The organism is Mycetocola sp., assembly GCF_025464835.1.
Taxonomy (GTDB): Bacteria; Actinomycetota; Actinomycetes; order Actinomycetales; family Microbacteriaceae; genus Mycetocola_A.
Window position 1 is genome coordinate 1 of record NZ_JAODMP010000023.1, and the last position, 15,007, is coordinate 15,007.

The 15,007-nt window shown below is 66.3% G+C and carries 18 protein-coding genes, 1 tRNA gene and 1 pseudogene; 17 read left to right on the forward strand and 3 right to left on the reverse strand.

Annotated elements, in window-relative coordinates:
* Positions 1-138: 138 nt before the first annotated feature.
* From JWP90_RS03380 to JWP90_RS03390, 3 genes are read left to right on the forward strand one after another with little or no spacing between them, the layout of a single operon-like run.
* A complete protein-coding gene (locus JWP90_RS03380; RefSeq protein ID WP_297359658.1) occupies positions 139-933 on the forward strand; it encodes an ABC transporter ATP-binding protein in 795 nt (264 codons plus the stop codon).
* Positions 909-2,480 (forward strand): hypothetical protein, encoded by a 1,572-nt coding sequence (locus tag JWP90_RS03385; RefSeq protein WP_297359606.1) that lies wholly within the window; start codon positions 909-911, stop codon positions 2,478-2,480. The genes JWP90_RS03380 and JWP90_RS03385 overlap by 25 nt, the downstream gene beginning before the upstream one ends.
* Before the next feature lie 47 nt (positions 2,481-2,527).
* On the forward strand, positions 2,528-2,818 hold the full coding sequence (locus JWP90_RS03390) for a DUF3039 domain-containing protein (protein WP_297359610.1): 291 nt from the start codon (positions 2,528-2,530) through the stop codon (positions 2,816-2,818).
* 6 nt (positions 2,819-2,824) lie between these two features.
* Here the strand turns inward: JWP90_RS03390 and JWP90_RS03395 are convergent, their stop codons facing one another.
* On the reverse strand, positions 2,825-4,159 hold the full coding sequence (locus JWP90_RS03395; protein WP_297359613.1) for a nicotinate phosphoribosyltransferase: 1,335 nt from the start codon (positions 4,157-4,159) through the stop codon (positions 2,825-2,827).
* A gap of 54 nt (positions 4,160-4,213) precedes the next feature.
* On the opposite strand from JWP90_RS03395, the gene murI reads away from it, so the two are divergent.
* The 7 genes and pseudogenes from murI to JWP90_RS03430 all read left to right on the forward strand — a co-directional run bounded on the left by murI (position 4,214) and on the right by JWP90_RS03430 (position 9,274).
* Positions 4,214-5,062: a glutamate racemase gene (gene murI, locus JWP90_RS03400; RefSeq protein ID WP_297359616.1), complete on the forward strand. Its 849-nt coding sequence runs from the start codon at positions 4,214-4,216 to the stop codon at positions 5,060-5,062.
* Between the two features lie 43 nt (positions 5,063-5,105).
* Positions 5,106-5,849, forward strand: a complete 744-nt coding sequence (gene rph / locus JWP90_RS03405) for a ribonuclease PH (RefSeq protein ID WP_297359619.1) — start codon at positions 5,106-5,108, stop codon at positions 5,847-5,849.
* Positions 5,846-6,451: an RdgB/HAM1 family non-canonical purine NTP pyrophosphatase gene (gene rdgB, locus JWP90_RS03410; protein WP_297359622.1), complete on the forward strand. Its 606-nt coding sequence runs from the start codon at positions 5,846-5,848 to the stop codon at positions 6,449-6,451. Before rph ends, rdgB begins: the two co-directional genes overlap by 4 nt.
* Positions 6,452-6,563: 112 nt before the next feature.
* The gene (locus JWP90_RS03415) at positions 6,564-7,577 is read left to right on the forward strand and encodes an LLM class flavin-dependent oxidoreductase (protein ID WP_297359625.1); all 1,014 of its coding nucleotides are present in this window, start codon (positions 6,564-6,566) and stop codon (positions 7,575-7,577) included.
* 93 nt (positions 7,578-7,670) lie between these two features.
* Positions 7,671-8,579: a cation diffusion facilitator family transporter gene (locus tag JWP90_RS03420; RefSeq protein WP_297359630.1), complete on the forward strand. Its 909-nt coding sequence runs from the start codon at positions 7,671-7,673 to the stop codon at positions 8,577-8,579.
* A gap of 106 nt (positions 8,580-8,685) precedes the next feature.
* Positions 8,686-8,826: pseudogene (locus tag JWP90_RS03425) on the forward strand (AraC family transcriptional regulator); the annotation flags it as partial.
* Positions 8,827-8,863: 37 nt separating this feature from the next.
* Positions 8,864-9,274, forward strand: a complete 411-nt coding sequence (locus JWP90_RS03430; protein ID WP_297359633.1) for a VOC family protein — start codon at positions 8,864-8,866, stop codon at positions 9,272-9,274.
* 36 nt (positions 9,275-9,310) lie between these two features.
* On the opposite strand, the gene JWP90_RS03435 is transcribed toward JWP90_RS03430, so the two are convergent.
* Positions 9,311-10,069: a VTT domain-containing protein gene (locus JWP90_RS03435; protein WP_297359636.1), complete on the reverse strand. Its 759-nt coding sequence runs from the start codon at positions 10,067-10,069 to the stop codon at positions 9,311-9,313.
* A gap of 56 nt (positions 10,070-10,125) precedes the next feature.
* Positions 10,126-10,207, reverse strand: a tRNA-Leu gene (locus JWP90_RS03440).
* Between the two features lie 115 nt (positions 10,208-10,322).
* On the opposite strand from JWP90_RS03440, the gene JWP90_RS03445 reads away from it, so the two are divergent.
* From JWP90_RS03445 to JWP90_RS03475, 7 genes are all read left to right on the forward strand, one after another.
* The gene (locus JWP90_RS03445) at positions 10,323-11,552 is read left to right on the forward strand and encodes an ATPase, T2SS/T4P/T4SS family (RefSeq protein WP_297359638.1); all 1,230 of its coding nucleotides are present in this window, start codon (positions 10,323-10,325) and stop codon (positions 11,550-11,552) included.
* The gene (locus JWP90_RS03450; RefSeq protein ID WP_297359641.1) at positions 11,549-12,412 is read left to right on the forward strand and encodes a type II secretion system F family protein; all 864 of its coding nucleotides are present in this window, start codon (positions 11,549-11,551) and stop codon (positions 12,410-12,412) included. The genes JWP90_RS03445 and JWP90_RS03450 overlap by 4 nt, the downstream gene beginning before the upstream one ends.
* Positions 12,409-13,347: a type II secretion system F family protein gene (locus JWP90_RS03455; RefSeq protein ID WP_297359644.1), complete on the forward strand. Its 939-nt coding sequence runs from the start codon at positions 12,409-12,411 to the stop codon at positions 13,345-13,347. The genes JWP90_RS03450 and JWP90_RS03455 overlap by 4 nt, the downstream gene beginning before the upstream one ends.
* A gap of 112 nt (positions 13,348-13,459) precedes the next feature.
* On the forward strand, positions 13,460-13,645 hold the full coding sequence (locus tag JWP90_RS03460) for a hypothetical protein (RefSeq protein WP_297359647.1): 186 nt from the start codon (positions 13,460-13,462) through the stop codon (positions 13,643-13,645).
* Positions 13,646-13,648: 3 nt separating this feature from the next.
* A complete protein-coding gene (locus JWP90_RS03465; protein ID WP_297359650.1) occupies positions 13,649-14,044 on the forward strand; it encodes a TadE family protein in 396 nt (131 codons plus the stop codon).
* Positions 14,016-14,504, forward strand: a complete 489-nt coding sequence (locus tag JWP90_RS03470) for a hypothetical protein (protein ID WP_297359652.1) — start codon at positions 14,016-14,018, stop codon at positions 14,502-14,504. The genes JWP90_RS03465 and JWP90_RS03470 overlap by 29 nt, the downstream gene beginning before the upstream one ends.
* Positions 14,501-14,950 carry a pilus assembly protein TadG-related protein gene (locus JWP90_RS03475; protein ID WP_297359655.1) on the forward strand — a complete coding sequence of 150 codons (450 nt, stop codon included), beginning with the start codon at positions 14,501-14,503 and terminating at the stop codon, positions 14,948-14,950. Before JWP90_RS03470 ends, JWP90_RS03475 begins: the two co-directional genes overlap by 4 nt.
* Positions 14,951-15,007: the final 57 nt, after the last annotated feature.

Here is a 15,007-nt window from a genome sequence, read left to right on the forward strand (position 1 = left end):
CAGACGCCTGTCGTCGACCACCCGGCCGCAGCCGAGACTGCCGTTGGGGACATCACCGATGCAGCCCGCGACGTCGACGCGACACCGGTCGCCGAGATTTCCGACGAGACCGAAGCGGCCGCCGCCGCGGATGTCGCACTGACCGAGGGCCCGAAGGTCGACGCGGCGACAACGCCTGTTGTGCTGCGTATCACCGGACTGTCCCGCCGATTCGGTGACACCGTCGCCGTCGATGGGATCGACCTTGACGTGCATAAAGGGTCCTTCTACGGCATCGTGGGACCCAACGGCGCAGGCAAGACGACGACACTGTCGATGGTGACCGGGTTGCTCCGCCCAGACGCCGGAAACATCACCGTGCACGGCGTCGACGTCTGGAAAGAACCGGATGTCGCCAAGCGGTCGATCGGTGTGCTGCCTGACCGCCTGCGCCTGTTCGACCGCCTCACCGGCGCCCAGCTCCTCTACTACTCCGGCGTGCTTCGAGGCCTCGACGGTGCGACCGTTCGAGCCAGGACCAGGGACCTGGCCAGGGCGTTCGGTCTTGAAGACGCCCTCAACCGGCTCGTCACCGACTACTCGGCCGGAATGACCAAGAAGGTCGCTCTTGCTGCTGCCATGATCCATTCGCCGCGGCTCCTGGTGCTGGACGAGCCGTTCGAGTCGGTTGATCCGGTCTCCGCCGCGAACGTCATCGAGATCCTGCAGAAGTACGTGGCCCACGGAGGCACCGTCGTGCTGTCAAGCCACGGGATGGACCTCATCCAAAGGGTCTGCGACCACGTCGCGATCATCGTCCACGGAACGGTGCTCGCCGCCGGTGCCGTCGATGACGTACGGGGGAGCGGGACGCTCGAGGAACGGTTCGTCGAACTTGCCGGCGGTCGCAAGGCCGCAGAAGGAATGGAATGGTTGCACAGCTTCTCGGACTAAGGCTGCAGCTGCTGGCCAACGGATTCCGGCGAAGCGTGTGGCAACTTCTCGGCATCCTCCTCGCCACTGTGGTCGGCATCGGACTGATCATGCTGATCGGCAGCGGTCTCATCGCGCTGCGCTCGGCCCCTGACGACCTTGCACGAAACCTGCTCGTGCTCGCCGGATCCTTCGTCGTGCTCGGCTACGTGCTGCTACCTCTCGTGTTCGGTGTCGACGACGACATGGATCCGCGTCGATTCGCGCTCGTCGGTTTCGCGCCACGCCAGCTTTCCACCGGTCTCCTTCTGGCGGCTCTGGTCAGCGTGCCTTCGCTCGTGATCCTGGTGCTGAGCGCGCTGACCGTGGTGACCTGGTCACGTGGGCCGTTCCCGCTGATCCTCGCCGTTCTCTCTTCGGTGCTCGCCGTGGCGACCTGTGTGCTCGCCGCACGCCTGACCATGGCTTTGGCGTCGCTTCTCCTCGCGACTCGGCGATCCCGGGAACTGACCGGTGTCATCGGCACCCTCGTCCTTGTGCTCCTTGCCCCAGCCGCCATCCTGCTCTCGAGCGTCGACTGGACCCGTGACGGGCTGGCGGTGCTCGGCGACGCTGCTGACGTGGTGAGCTGGACTCCGTTCGGCGCCGTCTGGTCGGTGCCCGGCGACGCTGCGATGGGCGACGTCGGAAGCGCGCTCCTCAAGCTGGGGATCGCCGCAGCGACCGTCGCGCTGCTCTGGCTCGCCTGGGATCGACTCGTCGCTCACATGCTGGTCACACCCGAGCGAGAGCAGGCCGTCAAGACGTACGGGGGTATGGGTTGGTTCGATGTGATGCCCGCTCGACCGGCGTCCGTCATCGCTGCCCGGAGCATCAGTTACTGGGGGCGAGACCCTCGATACCTCGTGTCGATCGTCATCATCCCCGTCGTGCCGCTCATCATGATCCTTCCCTTCCTCGTCATCGGTGTGCCGATGCAGACGCTCGCTCTGCTTCCGCTCCCGGTGATGGCGCTCTTCCTCGGCTGGTCGCTGCACAACGACCTCGCTTTCGACTCGACGGCGATCTGGCTCCACGTGGTCTCAGGGGTGAGGGGCTACTCCGACAGGATCGGACGGATGTTCCCTGTGCTGCTCATCGGCATCCCGTTGATCGTCGTCGGATCGATGGTCAGCATCCTGGTCTACGGCGATTGGGCGGCCCTGCCATCCATGCTCGGAGTTTCCAGCGCGCTCTTCCTCGGCGGGGTCGGGCTCTCCAGCTACATCTCGGCTCGGCTGCCATACCCGGCGGCGCTGCCAGGCGACAGCCCATTCCAGCAGCCCCAGTCGTCGGGGACCCTCGGCGGAGTCTCCCAATCGGTGGGTCTCGCCGGTTCTCTCCTCGTCGCGGCCCCTGCGCTGTACTTCGCCTGGCTCGGTCTCCACGTCGACCCTTCGTGGCACCTCACGTCGCTGATCGCCGGGCTCGGCGCCGGTGCCCTCGCAATCATCGTCGGCGTCTGGCGCGGCGGCAGGGTGTTCGATCGCCGCGGCCCCGAGATCATGGAATTCGCCCTGAGCCACTGAGCACCCCGAACCGTTCCGCTCTTCTGTGTCGTGGGTAGAATCGATCCATGATAAACGTGCGTGTCAGCATTGCAGATCCCGGTTCGACACCGGATGCCGGTGGAACCTCCGTTCTGGATCGTGAGCTCGAGGAACTCCTGAACAACGAGGGCCTCGAGCCCGGCGACCACGAACGCTTCTCGCACTACGTCAAAAAAGACAAGATCATGGAATCGGCGCTCAGCGGCAAGCCGGTTCGCGCGCTGTGCGGTAAGAAGTGGACGCCGGGTCGCGACCCTGAGAAGTTCCCCGTCTGCCCCAGCTGCAAAGCGATCTACGAGAAGATGAAAGCGGAGTAGAGCCCGTCAGCTCGAGAAGTTGGTGGGAAGCGTCGGATCCCCGCGGCCGAGTCGGGACGCATCGGCCGGCAACTCCGACAGGATCTTCGCGCGGTGCTCCCGAGCGAGGCGCGTGCCGGCAGGACCGGTGAAGCGGTCGTCGATGGTGCCGTTGTCTACCAGCTGAACGTACAGCGGGCGTTCAAGTGCCGACCTGGAGTCCGTGTCCTCAGGTCCGTCACCGACGTAGATCAGTTCCTCGACGGCGATCCGGGCGGAATTGAGCCGGCGCACCGGGAACTTCCTGCCCCCGACGCTGATCTTCTCCGGGGACTTCTTGGCCACGGGTACCCAGCCGTCGTCGTCGCCGCGTCGAGCCACGAGCTTGTAGACCATACCGGCGGCGGGGGAGCCCGAACCGGTGACGACGGATGTTCCAACACCGTACGAGTCCACAGGGACCGCCGAGAGCGCTGCGATGGCGTGCTCATCGAGGTCGTTCGTCACGGTAATCCTGGTGCCTGTCGCGCCGAGCGAGTCCAGGAGCTGGCGAACCTCGACGACCAGGGTGGGGAGGTCCCCGGAGTCCAGGCGGACGGCGCCCAGTTCGGTGCCTGCCGCAGCGACGGCGGCGCGCACCCCCTCAGCCACGTCATAGGTGTCGACGAGCAGGGTCGTCTCAGGGCCGGTCGCCGCGACCTGCGCGCGGAACGCCTCTTCCTCCGAGTCGTGCAACAGGGTGAACGCGTGCGCGGCAGTTCCCATCGTCGGGATGCCCCAGGTGCGGCCGGCCTCGAGGTTGCTGGTGGCATCGAATCCGGCGATGTACGCCGCTCGAGCCGCAGCTACCGCGCTCTGCTCATGGGCCCGGCGGGAACCCATCTCGGCGAGCGGGCGCCCGCGGGCCGCTGTGACCATGCGTGTTGCGGCGTTGGCGACGGCGCTGTCGTAGTTGAGGACGCTGAGCACCAGGGTTTCAAGCAGGACGCCCTCGGCGAAGCTCGATTCGACGACGAGGACGGGCGAGTTCGGGAAGTACGCTTCGCCCTCCTGGTAACCCCAGATGCTCCCCGAGAAACGGTAATCGGCAAGCCAGTCGAGGGTCCGGGTGGTGACCACGTCGTTCTCGCGGAGCCAGTTCAGCTCCGCATCATCGAATCGGAAGTCGCGGATGAGGTCGAGCAGCCGCCCGGTGCCGGCCACGATCCCATATCGACGGGCCCCAGGCAGCCGCCTGGCGAACACCTCGAACATGCACTTTGTGTCCGCGGTGCCGTGTTGAAGAGCCGCCTCAACCATCGTGAGCTCGTAGCGGTCGGTGTGCAGTGCGGTCGAGGCTCGCGGGAACGTCGTTAGGTTCACCCCGCCAGCTTATCGACGACCACGGCGGTGGGAGCGGGCAGGTAGGCTGGGGGAGTGAATGACGCGCCAATCGGGATCTTCGACTCGGGTGTCGGCGGGCTCACGGTGGCACGCGCGATCCAGGACCAGCTCCCCAACGAGGAGATCCTGTACATCGGCGACACGGCTCATTCCCCCTACGGCCCCCGGCCGATTGCGGACGTCCGCCGTTTTGCGCTCGACGTGCTCGACGATCTCGTCGCTCAAGGCGTGAAGATGATCGTCATCGCGTGCAACACGGCATCCGCTGCCATGCTTCGTGACGCTCGGGAACGATACTCGGTGCCGGTCATCGAAGTGATCCAGCCCGCCGTGCGCACCGCGGTCAGCAGCACGAGAAACTCCCGCGTGGGGGTCATCGGCACGGAGGGGACCATCAACTCGCGTGCGTACGAAGATGCGTTCGCCGCCGCCCCTGACCTCGCACTGTTCACCCAGGCGTGCCCTCGGTTCGTCGAGTTCGTCGAGAGCGGCATCACAACCGGACCCGAGGTGCTCGCCACGGCGGAGCGCTACCTGCAGCCGCTCCGGGACGCCGGTGTCGACACCGTGGTGCTCGGCTGCACGCACTACCCGTTCCTCAAGGGAGCCATTTCGTACGTGATGGGCCCGAACGTGACCCTGGTGTCGAGCGACACGGAAACCGCTAACGACGTCTACCGCGAACTCGTGTCGCAGGGGCTCGAGCGCACGAGTGCTGAGCCGCCCGCCCATCATTATGAAGCGACCGGGGCGAGCGAAGACGAATTCCTCAAGCTCGCCCACCGACTGATCGGCCGGAAGATCTCACACGTCGATCTCGTCCAGACCGGGGTCATCGACCTCGCCGCGATCCGCGCGCACGCAGAATTCCGAACGTTCTAGCAGTTCGACATCAGCGCCGTCCGGCGCCAGCAGGGAGAAACACATGTCCGAGATCACCCGTAAAGACGGCCGCACGGCGAGCGAGTTGCGCGAAGTAACGATCGAGCGAGGCTGGAGCGCGCAGGCCGAGGGTTCGGCACTCATCTCCTTCGGAAAAACGAAGGTGCTGTGCACCGCGTCGTTCACCAACGGAGTACCGCGCTGGCTTGCCGGCAAGGGTAAGGGGTGGGTCACCGCCGAATACTCGATGCTCCCGCGTTCGACGAACAGCCGGATGGACCGTGAATCGGTCAAGGGGAGGATCGGGGGCCGCACCCACGAGATCTCGCGTCTGATCGGCCGTAGCCTCCGTGCCGTCATCGACACCAAGGCGCTGGGTGAGAACACGATCGTCATCGACTGTGACGTCCTGCAGGCAGACGGCGGAACCCGCACCGCCGCGATCACAGGCGCTTACGTCGCGCTCGCGGATGCCATCGAATGGGCACGTGAGAAGAAGTTCATCGGTCAGAAGGCGACCCCGCTGATCGACAGCGTCGCCGCCGTCTCCGTCGGCATCATCGACGGTTCGCCCATGCTCGACCTGGCCTACGTCGAGGACGTCCGCGCCGAGACAGACATGAACGTCGTCGTCACTGGCCGTGGTCTCTTCGTCGAGGTGCAGGGCACGGCAGAGGGAGCGCCGTTCGACCGTCGTGAGCTGGACTCGCTCCTCGACCTGGCGCTCGGCGGGGCAGCGGATCTGACCGCACTGCAGGTGTCGGCGCTGGGGCGCGAGTCGGCATGACGATCGAGGTCGTTCTCGCCACCCACAACCAGCACAAGGTCGGTGAGTTCCAGCGGATCCTCGGCGCCGCCATGCCCGACGTGACGGTGGTCGCGTACGACGGACCAGAACCGGTCGAGGACGGTGTCACCTTCGCCGAGAACGCCCTCATCAAAGCCAGGACCGCGGCCGCCCACACCGGCCGGATCGCCCTCGCCGACGACAGCGGCATTTCCGTGGACGTTCTTGGTGGAGCACCCGGCATCTTCTCCGCCCGCTGGGCGGGGCCCGGCCGCGGCGACCGGGAGAACCTCGAGCTTCTGCTCGCCCAGCTCTCGGACATCGCCCCTGAGCACCGGGCGGCGAGTTTCCACTGCACCATCGCACTCGTCGTCCCCGAGGGTCTCCCGCACGGCGGGTCTGAGCACGTCTCCGAAGGAGTGTGGAGAGGTCGACTCGCGACCGAGCCGACGGGCGCGAACGGGTTCGGCTACGATCCGATCTTCGTGCCGGACGGCTACGACGTCTCATCCGCTGAACTAGCTCCGGAGACCAAGAACGAGATCAGCCACCGCGCACGAGCCTTCGCCGACCTCATCCCGGCGCTCCGTTCCCTCCTCTGACGAACGCGAGTTGCCCAGTCTGACGGGTGCACCGCCGCGCCGACCCCTCGAACTGGGCAACTCGCGAGCCGGCGCGAGGAATAAGCCCATCCGGTTCGGCGCTGCACCCAGCATGACGCGCATCGGGTTCCTGTCCTTCGGCCACTGGCAACCCGTGCAGGGGTCGCTCGTCCGCACCGCACGCGATGCGCTCGTCCAGTCCATCGAGCTCGCTGTCGCGGCGGAGGAACTCGGCGTGGACGGCGCGTACTTCCGCGTCCACCACTTCGCCCGCCAGTTGGCGTCGCCGTTCCCGCTCCTCGCCGCGATCGCTGCGCGCACCAGCCGGATCGAGATCGGCACCGGTGTCATCGACATGCGGTACGAGAATCCTCTCTACATGGCGGAAGAGGCCGCGGCCACCGACCTCATCAGTGCTGGGCGCCTGCAGCTCGGGGTCAGCCGGGGATCACCGGAGACCGCGCTCCGCGGATCGGAGTCGTTCGGATTCGTTCCGGAGGCCGGCAAGACTGATGCCGACCTCGCCCGCGCCCACACCGAACTGTTCCTCGCGGCCGTCGACGGCGGGGGCGTCGCCACATCCAACCCGCAGATGACCGGAGTCGAGCAGCCCCTCGCGATCGAGCCCCGGTCGCCAGGGCTCGCGGAACGGGTCTGGTGGGGAGCGGGCTCGCGGGCCACAGCGGTCTGGACGGCTGAGCAGGGCATGAACCTGATGAGCTCCACCCTGCTGACCGAGGACACCGGCGTGCCCTTCGACCAGCTTCAGGCGGAACAGATTCGGATGTTCCGACGGGCGTGGAAAGACGCGGGTCACGACCGCCAGCCGCGGGTGTCGGTCAGCCGCAGCATCATCCCGCTGATCGATGATGAGACCCGGCACTACTTCGGGCTCCGTGCCCAGGCCGAGGCGAAAGATCAGGTCGGTCTTCTCGACGGCGGCCTGGCCCGATTCGGCCGCAGCTACGTCGGCGAACCGGACGCGATCGCCGCCGAGCTTGCCCAGGACGAAGCCGTTGCGGCGGCCGACACGGTGCTCGTCACTGTGCCCAACCAGCTCGGCGTGGACTTCAACGCGAGGATCCTCGAGTCGATCGTGCGCGACATCAAGCCGTCGTTCGGGTGACCATGCGCCTGCCTGCGGATTGAGAACGGCGATCATTCCCATCTGCGGCAGGAACTGGCTCCGGGGCGGCGCCGGCGCTAGCGTGGAAGAACCATGGCGCACAACCACGCAGAACACACCGAGAACCGGCGCAAGCTCGTCCTCGTCCTCGGCATCGTCGCGGTCGTCCTCGTCGCTGAGGTGGTCGGCGGCATACTCACCGGGTCGCTCGCCCTGCTCGCCGACGCCGGGCACATGTTCAGCGACCTCACCGGACTGGTCATCGCCCTCGTCGCCCTCGGCGTCGCCGCCCGCCCGGCAACGCAGAGGCACACCTACGGTTACCGCAGGGTGGAGGTGCTCGCGGCCCTGCTCAACGGCTTCATCCTGTTCGGTGTCGCGGTCTCGATCGCGATCACCGGCGTCTCACGGTTGCTCGACCCGTCGCAGGTCGAGGTGCTCGGCTTGCCCATGCTCGTCGTCGCGATCGTCGGGCTCCTCGCCAACGTCGTATCGGCGATCATCCTGCGCAGTTCCGCCAGGACGTCGATCAACATGCGCGGCGCGTACTTCGAAGTGCTCGGTGACCTCTTCGGCTCCATCGGGGTGATCATCGCCGCGGGGATCATCCTCGCCACCGGTTTCGTACAGGCGGATGCCATCGCATCGCTGGTCATCGCGGCCGGCATCCTGCCAAGAGCGTTCGCCCTCCTCCGAGACGTGTGGCGGGTGCTCAACCAGTCCACGCCCCCGGACACGGACATCGATCTCATCCGTCGTCACATCCAGAAAGCGCCGGGGGTGATCGACGTGCACGATGTCCACGTCTGGTCGATCACGACAGGTGAACACGTCTTCACCGCCCACGTCGTCGTCGAAGCGGCTGTTTTCGCTGAAGAGCGCACCGGGGAGATGCTCGACACGCTTTCGGAATGCCTGGCCGGTCACTTCGATGTGGAGCATTCGACGTTCCAGCTCGAGCCGGCGAAGCACGCAGGGCACGAACATCCCCAGCACTCGTGACGCCGGGCAACCGGGGGCCTGGCGTCCGGTGCGCGAGGTGCTGGCTTTTCCATGACCCCGCAGGGGTTGGACTACCTTCTCCTGCCCGCGACGTGCGCGGGATTGGATCGACCGGCATTGCTTTGAACCGCTCGATGTGCCGACCATGGCCCGAGCGGCCCTCATCTCGCCCGCTCACTTTTCGCGGCAGTTCCGCGCTGCCTACGGTGAGACACCGTACAGCTACCCGATGACCCGCAGGATCGAAGAACAGGCGGAACAGACCGCGGCGTAGGGTTCTGGTCATGACAATCACACTTCAGTACACCAACATCACCGTTCACGACGTAGACGAGTCGCTCGCTTTCTACCGTGACGCACTCGGCCTCGACGTGCAGAACGACGTATCCTCCGGCGACTACCGCTGGGTCACTCTCGGCAGCGACGCCCAGCCCGGGCTCGGTATCGTCCTCTCCGTGCCGCACGCCGGACGATCCCAGGCAGATGGCGACGCGATGCAGGAGCTCTTGACCAAAGGCGTCCTGCCGATGCTCGTCTTCAGCACCGACGACCTTGACGGGATCTTCGAAGCCGTCCGGGCATCCGGTGCCGAGGTCCTTCAAGAGCCGATGGACCAGCAGTGGGGGCCACGGGACTGTGCCTTCCGGGATCCCTCCGGCAACACCGTCCGGATTTCAGCGGCTGCTTCAGCCTGACCCGCCGTCGGCGAAGGCCCCAGCGCACATGATCTTCTAGTGGTCGTGCTTCTTCTCGAAGGTCTCCGGGTCGAGCACCATGTGGCGGGCCTCGTCCGGGTCGGTGGTGACATCCTCGCCGGCAGCGGCGGCGTGCTTGGCCTTGTGGCTTGACTGGACGTAATGCCACACCGTCGGGATCAGCGTGAGAACGACGGCACCGATGAGGATGACGTCGATGTACTCCTGCACGAACCCGGCGACCGGGGGAATGTAGCCGAGGAAGTAGCCGAAGTAGGTCAGGCCGACACCCCAGATGACTGCGCCGACGAGATTGTAGAAGGTGTACTTCTTGTAGTTCATGTGCCCGACACCCGCGGCGACCGGGGCGAAGGTGCGCACGATCGGCACGAAGCGCGCGAGGATCACCGCGAGTCCACCGAATCGCGTGAAGAACGCGTTCGTCCGTTGGACGTTGCGGATGCTGAACACGCCGGATTCCTTGCGTTCGAAAATGCGCGGCCCGGCCTTATGCCCGATGAGGTAGCCGACTTCACCGCCGAGGAAGGCGGACAAACCGATCGCCAGCGCCACCCACCAGATATCGAAGTCGAGCCCGCCGCTCGTGGCTGAGTGCATGCCGTAGAAGGTGAGCAGGCCGGTGATCACCAGGAGGGTGTCGCCCGGGAGGAGGAAGCCCACCAGCAGGCCGGTTTCAGCGAAGACGATGAAGCAGACGACGACGAGGGCCCACGGGCCGGCGGCGGCGATGATGCCCTCGGGGTCGAGCCAGGGGATGAGACCTGTCGAAATCATGGGCAGCCGCTACTCCGTCGGTCGTTGCTCGTCGTGGCCGGTCGGCCACCGATCCGTGCGGAAGGTGGGACTTGAACCCACACGCTCGAAAGCACAGGAACCTAAATCCTGCGTGTCTGCCAATTTCACCACTCCCGCGAACATTTACCAGTTTAGGGGCAGCGGCTTGCAGCTCCCTGTGACCTCTTGGAGGGGAACTTCTACCCTGTGGATAACCGGAACGAGGGCTGGGCGCATTCGGCAGACTTTCCCCATGACATCGGCCGCCGAGATCATCACCAAACGGGTTCGTGACCGGGTGCGGCGTGAAGGTGTCGATTTGTCACGCGACGGGCTCGCCGAGCGCTTCGTGCAGGAGGAGGTTCGCCGGTACAGCGAGCGCGCCCTCGGGAGCACGCTCCCGCTCCTTGCCGACGAGTCGGTCACGGAACGCGAGGTGGTTGCCACGCTCACCGGCTTCGGCCCGCTGCAACCGTACCTCGACGATCCAGAGATCGAAGAGATCTGGGTCAACTCGCCGACCAAGGTCTTCGTCGCGCGGAACGGCATCCCCGAGCTGACGAACACGGTGCTCACCGAGAGCGCCGTCAGGGACCTCGTCGAACGGATGCTGCAAACCACTGGCAGACGTGTCGACCTCAGTTCTCCGTTCGTCGACGCGTCACTGCCAGACGGGTCGCGGCTGCATGTGGTGATTCCAGACGTCACCAGGCGGCATATGGCCGTCAACATCCGCAAGTTCAGTCGCCGGGTGCGCGATCTCAACAGCCTCGTGGCGGGCGGATCGCTGAGTGCGCAGGCCGCGGAATTCCTGCGTTGCTGTGTGCTTGCCGGGCAGAACATCCTCATCTCCGGCGCAACCCAGGCAGGCAAGACCACGCTTCTCGGCGCATTGCTGTCGAGCGTGCGGAGCAATGAGCGCATCGTGACCGTTGAAGAGACTTTCGAGCTCGACCTGACCGCGGCCGATGTCGTGGCCATGCAGTGCCGCCAGCCGAACCTGGAGGGGACCGGTGAGGTCACCCTCCGACGCCTGGTCAAGGAGGCTCTGCGCATGCGACCCGACCGGCTCATCGTCGGTGAAGTCCGCGAGGCGGAAAGCCTCGACCTGCTGATCGCGCTGAACAGCGGCATCCCTGGGATGTGCTCTATCCATGCGAACTCTGCGCGGGACGCCCTCGTCAAACTCTCGACGCTCCCGCTGCTGGCTGGACGCAACATCGATTCGTCGTTCGTGCTGCCGACCGTCGCCGCTTGCATCGACATCGTTGTGCACTGCGAGCTGTACCGCGGTGGCGACCGTCGGGTGGTGTCGATTCTTGCGTTGAGTGGATCGGTGAACGGTTCGGTGATCGAAGCGAGCACGTTGTTCGCCACGCGGGACGGCATGCTCGAAACGACCGGCAGCCATCCGACCCGCCTGGCAAAGTTCGAGAGCGCGGGTCTCAACCCTGCGGCGATACTCCGGCGAGGCTGGCAATGACGATCCTCCTCGGTCTTCTCCTGGCCGCCGGGCTGATACTCGCGGCATCGCCCTGGTTGTTCCCGCCTCGCCGAACGACCACCGTGAACGACAGGAAGCGAGCGGGTCGCTTCCGCGCGGCCCTCGCGCTCGCCGGCCTTGGCAGGGTTCCCTTCTGGGCTTTCGTTGCCCTGTCTGGGCTGGTGGGAGTGTTGTCCGGCGCGCTGGTTCAGGCGCTTCTGCAGGTCTCGGCCCTCTCGCTCTGCACAGCGGTGGTGGGCTCGCTCGCGCCCGCGCTTCTCGTGCGGTGGCGATCGCGGACTCGCCGCGCGGCGAACCGCGCACTGTGGCCCGATGTCGTGGACCATCTGGTGGGCGCCGTCCGTTCCGGGCTCGCGCTGCCAGACGCTGTGGCGAGTCTCGCGCATCACGGCCCTGAAGAGTTACGGCCGGACTTCGTCGCGTTCGAGAAGGATTACCGCAGCACGGCTTCGTTCGGCGGATGCCTGGACCGGTTGAAAGGCACCCTGGCCGACCCCATCCCTGACCGGATCTTCGAAACGCTGCGGATGGCGCGGGAGGTCGGCGGTTCTGACCTCCCCATCGTTCTGAGAAGCCTGGCAGCATACCTGCGCGAGGACATCGCCATCCGTGCAGAGGTCGAGGCAAGGCAGTCGTGGGTTCGTAACGCAGCCAAGCTCGGGGTCGCCGCGCCATGGTGCATCCTGCTCCTTCTCGCAACGAGACCGGAAGCAGCGCTCGCCTACAACTCCGCCGGGGGAGTTCTGCTCATCGCCGGCGGCGCGGCGGTGTCGGCGGTGGCGTACCGGGTGATGCTGGCTGTTGGTCGGCTTCCGCAGGAGAGACGGTGGTTCCGGTGACCGCCACTGCGGCGTGGGGGCTCGTTCTCGGGGTGACTCTGGGCCTCGGACTCTGGTCGGTTCTCGCCGTGCTCCCGCGAATGGGAGGGCCGACACTCGCGGACCGGGTGGCTCCGTATCTCGTCGACGTCTCGGAAGCGGCGCGGCGGTTCACCGTCAAGCGCATGGTGGACCCGATCCCCATCCTCGGTACGCTTCTCGCGCCGACCGTTCACCGCCTGATTGAGCTGCTCGCCGGGGTTCTCGGCGGGAACGCCGTGGTTCAGCACCGCCTGGGTCAGGCTGGGAGCGGGCTCACCGTGCACCGCTTCCGTGCTGCGCAGCTCGGATGGGCGATCGGTGGGCTGGGGGTCGGCGTTGTCGTCGCGACGGTTGGTGCGACGAACGGGTCATTCCCCGCCGCATTCGTCGTCGCCCTGCCACTCGCCGGAGCGTTCCTCGGGGCAATCGTCCGTGACAGCCTGCTCAAACGCGTCGCGAGGAAGCGTCTGGCGCGGATCTCGGCGGAACTGCCGACCGTTCTGGAATTCCTGAGCCTGAGCCTGTCGGCCGGTGAAGGCATCCTCGACTCAGTTCGCCGCGTCGCGCGGGTCGGGTCAGGCGAACTGGGTCACGAGTTCCTCGCCGTCATCCGTTCGGTTTCCACGGGCATCCCGCTCGCATCGGCGCTTGCGGAGATCGCTGGCCGCATTGATCTCCCCGCGCTCACGCGATGTGTGGAGCAGCTCGCCGCGGCGCTCGACCGCGGCTCCCCGCTAGCGGAGGTGCTTCGCGCTCAGGCACAGGATGCCCGCGACGAAGCCAAGCGCTGCCTCCTTGAAGCAGCAGGCAAGAGAGAGGTGGCGATGCTCGTGCCGCTGGTCTTCCTGATCCTTCCGCTCTCCGTCCTGTTCGCCATCTTCCCCGGAATCTTCGTGCTCCAATCCGGGTTTTGAGACCGCCCGCCACCCAGACCACGCCGAACCGCCGAAGCGCCAGACCACCCGAAACGCCAGCCCACCGAAGCCAGGCCACCGAAGCCAGACCACCCGAAGCGAAGGAGACAGCATGAACACTCTCTCGAAATGGCACAGTTCACTGACGGCTCACGTGCGCGACGAGGAAGGCGACGTGCCCGGCTGGGTGCTGATAACGCTCATGACCGCTGGTCTGGTGGTGATGATCTGGGCGCTCGCCGGCCCGGCCCTCGGATCGATCTTCGAGCAGGCCATCGCCAGGGTCTCCGGGATGTAGACGATGAGCGCGATGCGCTGGAGCAGCGACGATGGTTCAGCGGTCGTCGAGTTCACTTTCGTGGCCGTATTGCTCACGGGGCTGACCCTCTCCGTCCTCCAGCTCGGCGTTGCCCTGCACGTGCGGAACACCGTCATCGATGCGGCAGCGGAGGGTGCCAGGTTCGCGGCGCTCGCCGACAACGGACCAGGCGACGGGGTGGCGAGAACGAAAGAACTCATCACCGTCGCCATCGGCCGGGACTATGCTCACGACGTCACGGCCCGCTCTGGCACCTTCCTCGGTCACCCGAGCGTCGACATCCGGGTGGTGACACGGTTGCCGCTGCTGGGCCTCGTCGGAGTGGAGAACGCACTGGAGGTGACAGGTCATGCCGCGGTCGAGACGCTCGACGAATGACCCTCTCCGTCGGCTGTGCACGGGCGCCGCGCGGGAGGAGGGCTCCGCCGCCCTCGAGTTCGTGACAGCCGGTCTTCTCCTTCTCGTACCGCTCGTCTACCTCATCCTCACCCTGTCCGCCGTGCAGGCTGGCGCCCTCGCGGTCGAGGGTGCCGCACGACAGGCCGCCCGGGTCTTCGTGCAGGCGTCCGGCCCGGAGGAAGCAGCCGACCGCGCCGCCCGGGCGATCGACTTCGGCCTCACCGATTACGGCATCGCCCCGGATGCCGCATCGGTCACGGTCACCTGCAGCGGTTCACACGCCGCATCGTGCCCCTTCCGCAACGCGGTCGTCACGGTCACCGTGAGAGTGGATGTCGCCCTCCCGCTCGTGCCAGACGTGCTGAATCTCTCGCAGGCGGTGAGCGTGCCCGTGCAGGCGACTGCACGGCAGCAGGTGTCACGATTCTGGGTGGGATGATGAAGCGGATATTGCGCGGCGCGCGGGGTGATGAGGGATCGACGCTGATCCTCACGCTCTTCTATGCGATGCTTTCGCTTGTTCTGATCCTGATGGTGACCGCAGCAACATCGTTGTACCTCGAGCGGAAACGGCTCTACAGCCTCGCCGACGCGGCCGCCCTGGTCGGGGCCGAAGCCTTCGAACTCTCCTCGGTTTCACTCAACGCCGACGAACCGACCGTGACCCTCCATTCACCACAGGTGCGTGAGGCGGTCTCCGGATTCCTGCGGGGGAACCCCGCCGATACCTTCGACGCCCTGGTGCTCGAGGATGCCGCCTCCCTCGACGGCAAAAGCGCCTCGGTCACCGTTTCCTCGGCCTGGCGCCCTCCGATCCTGACCCTGTTCGTGCCGGAGGGCATCCGCCTGGAGGTGACCGCCGTGGCTCGCTCGGTGTTCCGATGACAGACAGGGAGTCGCCGCGCTCGCGGAGGCCGCTCTGGGCGGGGATAGCGGCGATCA

Coding starts and splice junctions, on each gene's coding strand:
- JWP90_RS03385 (WP_297359606.1), top strand. CDS start 909: ATGGTTGCACAGCTTCTCGGACTAAGGCTGCAGCTGCTGGCCAACGGA.
- JWP90_RS03390 (WP_297359610.1), top strand. CDS start 2,528: ATGATAAACGTGCGTGTCAGCATTGCAGATCCCGGTTCGACACCGGAT.
- rph (WP_297359619.1), top strand. CDS start 5,106: ATGTCCGAGATCACCCGTAAAGACGGCCGCACGGCGAGCGAGTTGCGC.
- rdgB (WP_297359622.1), top strand. CDS start 5,846: ATGACGATCGAGGTCGTTCTCGCCACCCACAACCAGCACAAGGTCGGT.
- JWP90_RS03415 (WP_297359625.1), top strand. CDS start 6,564: ATGACGCGCATCGGGTTCCTGTCCTTCGGCCACTGGCAACCCGTGCAG.
- JWP90_RS03420 (WP_297359630.1), top strand. CDS start 7,671: ATGGCGCACAACCACGCAGAACACACCGAGAACCGGCGCAAGCTCGTC.
- JWP90_RS03430 (WP_297359633.1), top strand. CDS start 8,864: ATGACAATCACACTTCAGTACACCAACATCACCGTTCACGACGTAGAC.
- JWP90_RS03435 (WP_297359636.1), bottom strand. CDS start 10,069: ATGATTTCGACAGGTCTCATCCCCTGGCTCGACCCCGAGGGCATCATC.
- JWP90_RS03445 (WP_297359638.1), top strand. CDS start 10,323: ATGACATCGGCCGCCGAGATCATCACCAAACGGGTTCGTGACCGGGTG.
- JWP90_RS03450 (WP_297359641.1), top strand. CDS start 11,549: ATGACGATCCTCCTCGGTCTTCTCCTGGCCGCCGGGCTGATACTCGCG.
- JWP90_RS03460 (WP_297359647.1), top strand. CDS start 13,460: ATGAACACTCTCTCGAAATGGCACAGTTCACTGACGGCTCACGTGCGC.
- JWP90_RS03465 (WP_297359650.1), top strand. CDS start 13,649: ATGAGCGCGATGCGCTGGAGCAGCGACGATGGTTCAGCGGTCGTCGAG.
- JWP90_RS03470 (WP_297359652.1), top strand. CDS start 14,016: ATGCCGCGGTCGAGACGCTCGACGAATGACCCTCTCCGTCGGCTGTGC.
- JWP90_RS03475 (WP_297359655.1), top strand. CDS start 14,501: ATGATGAAGCGGATATTGCGCGGCGCGCGGGGTGATGAGGGATCGACG.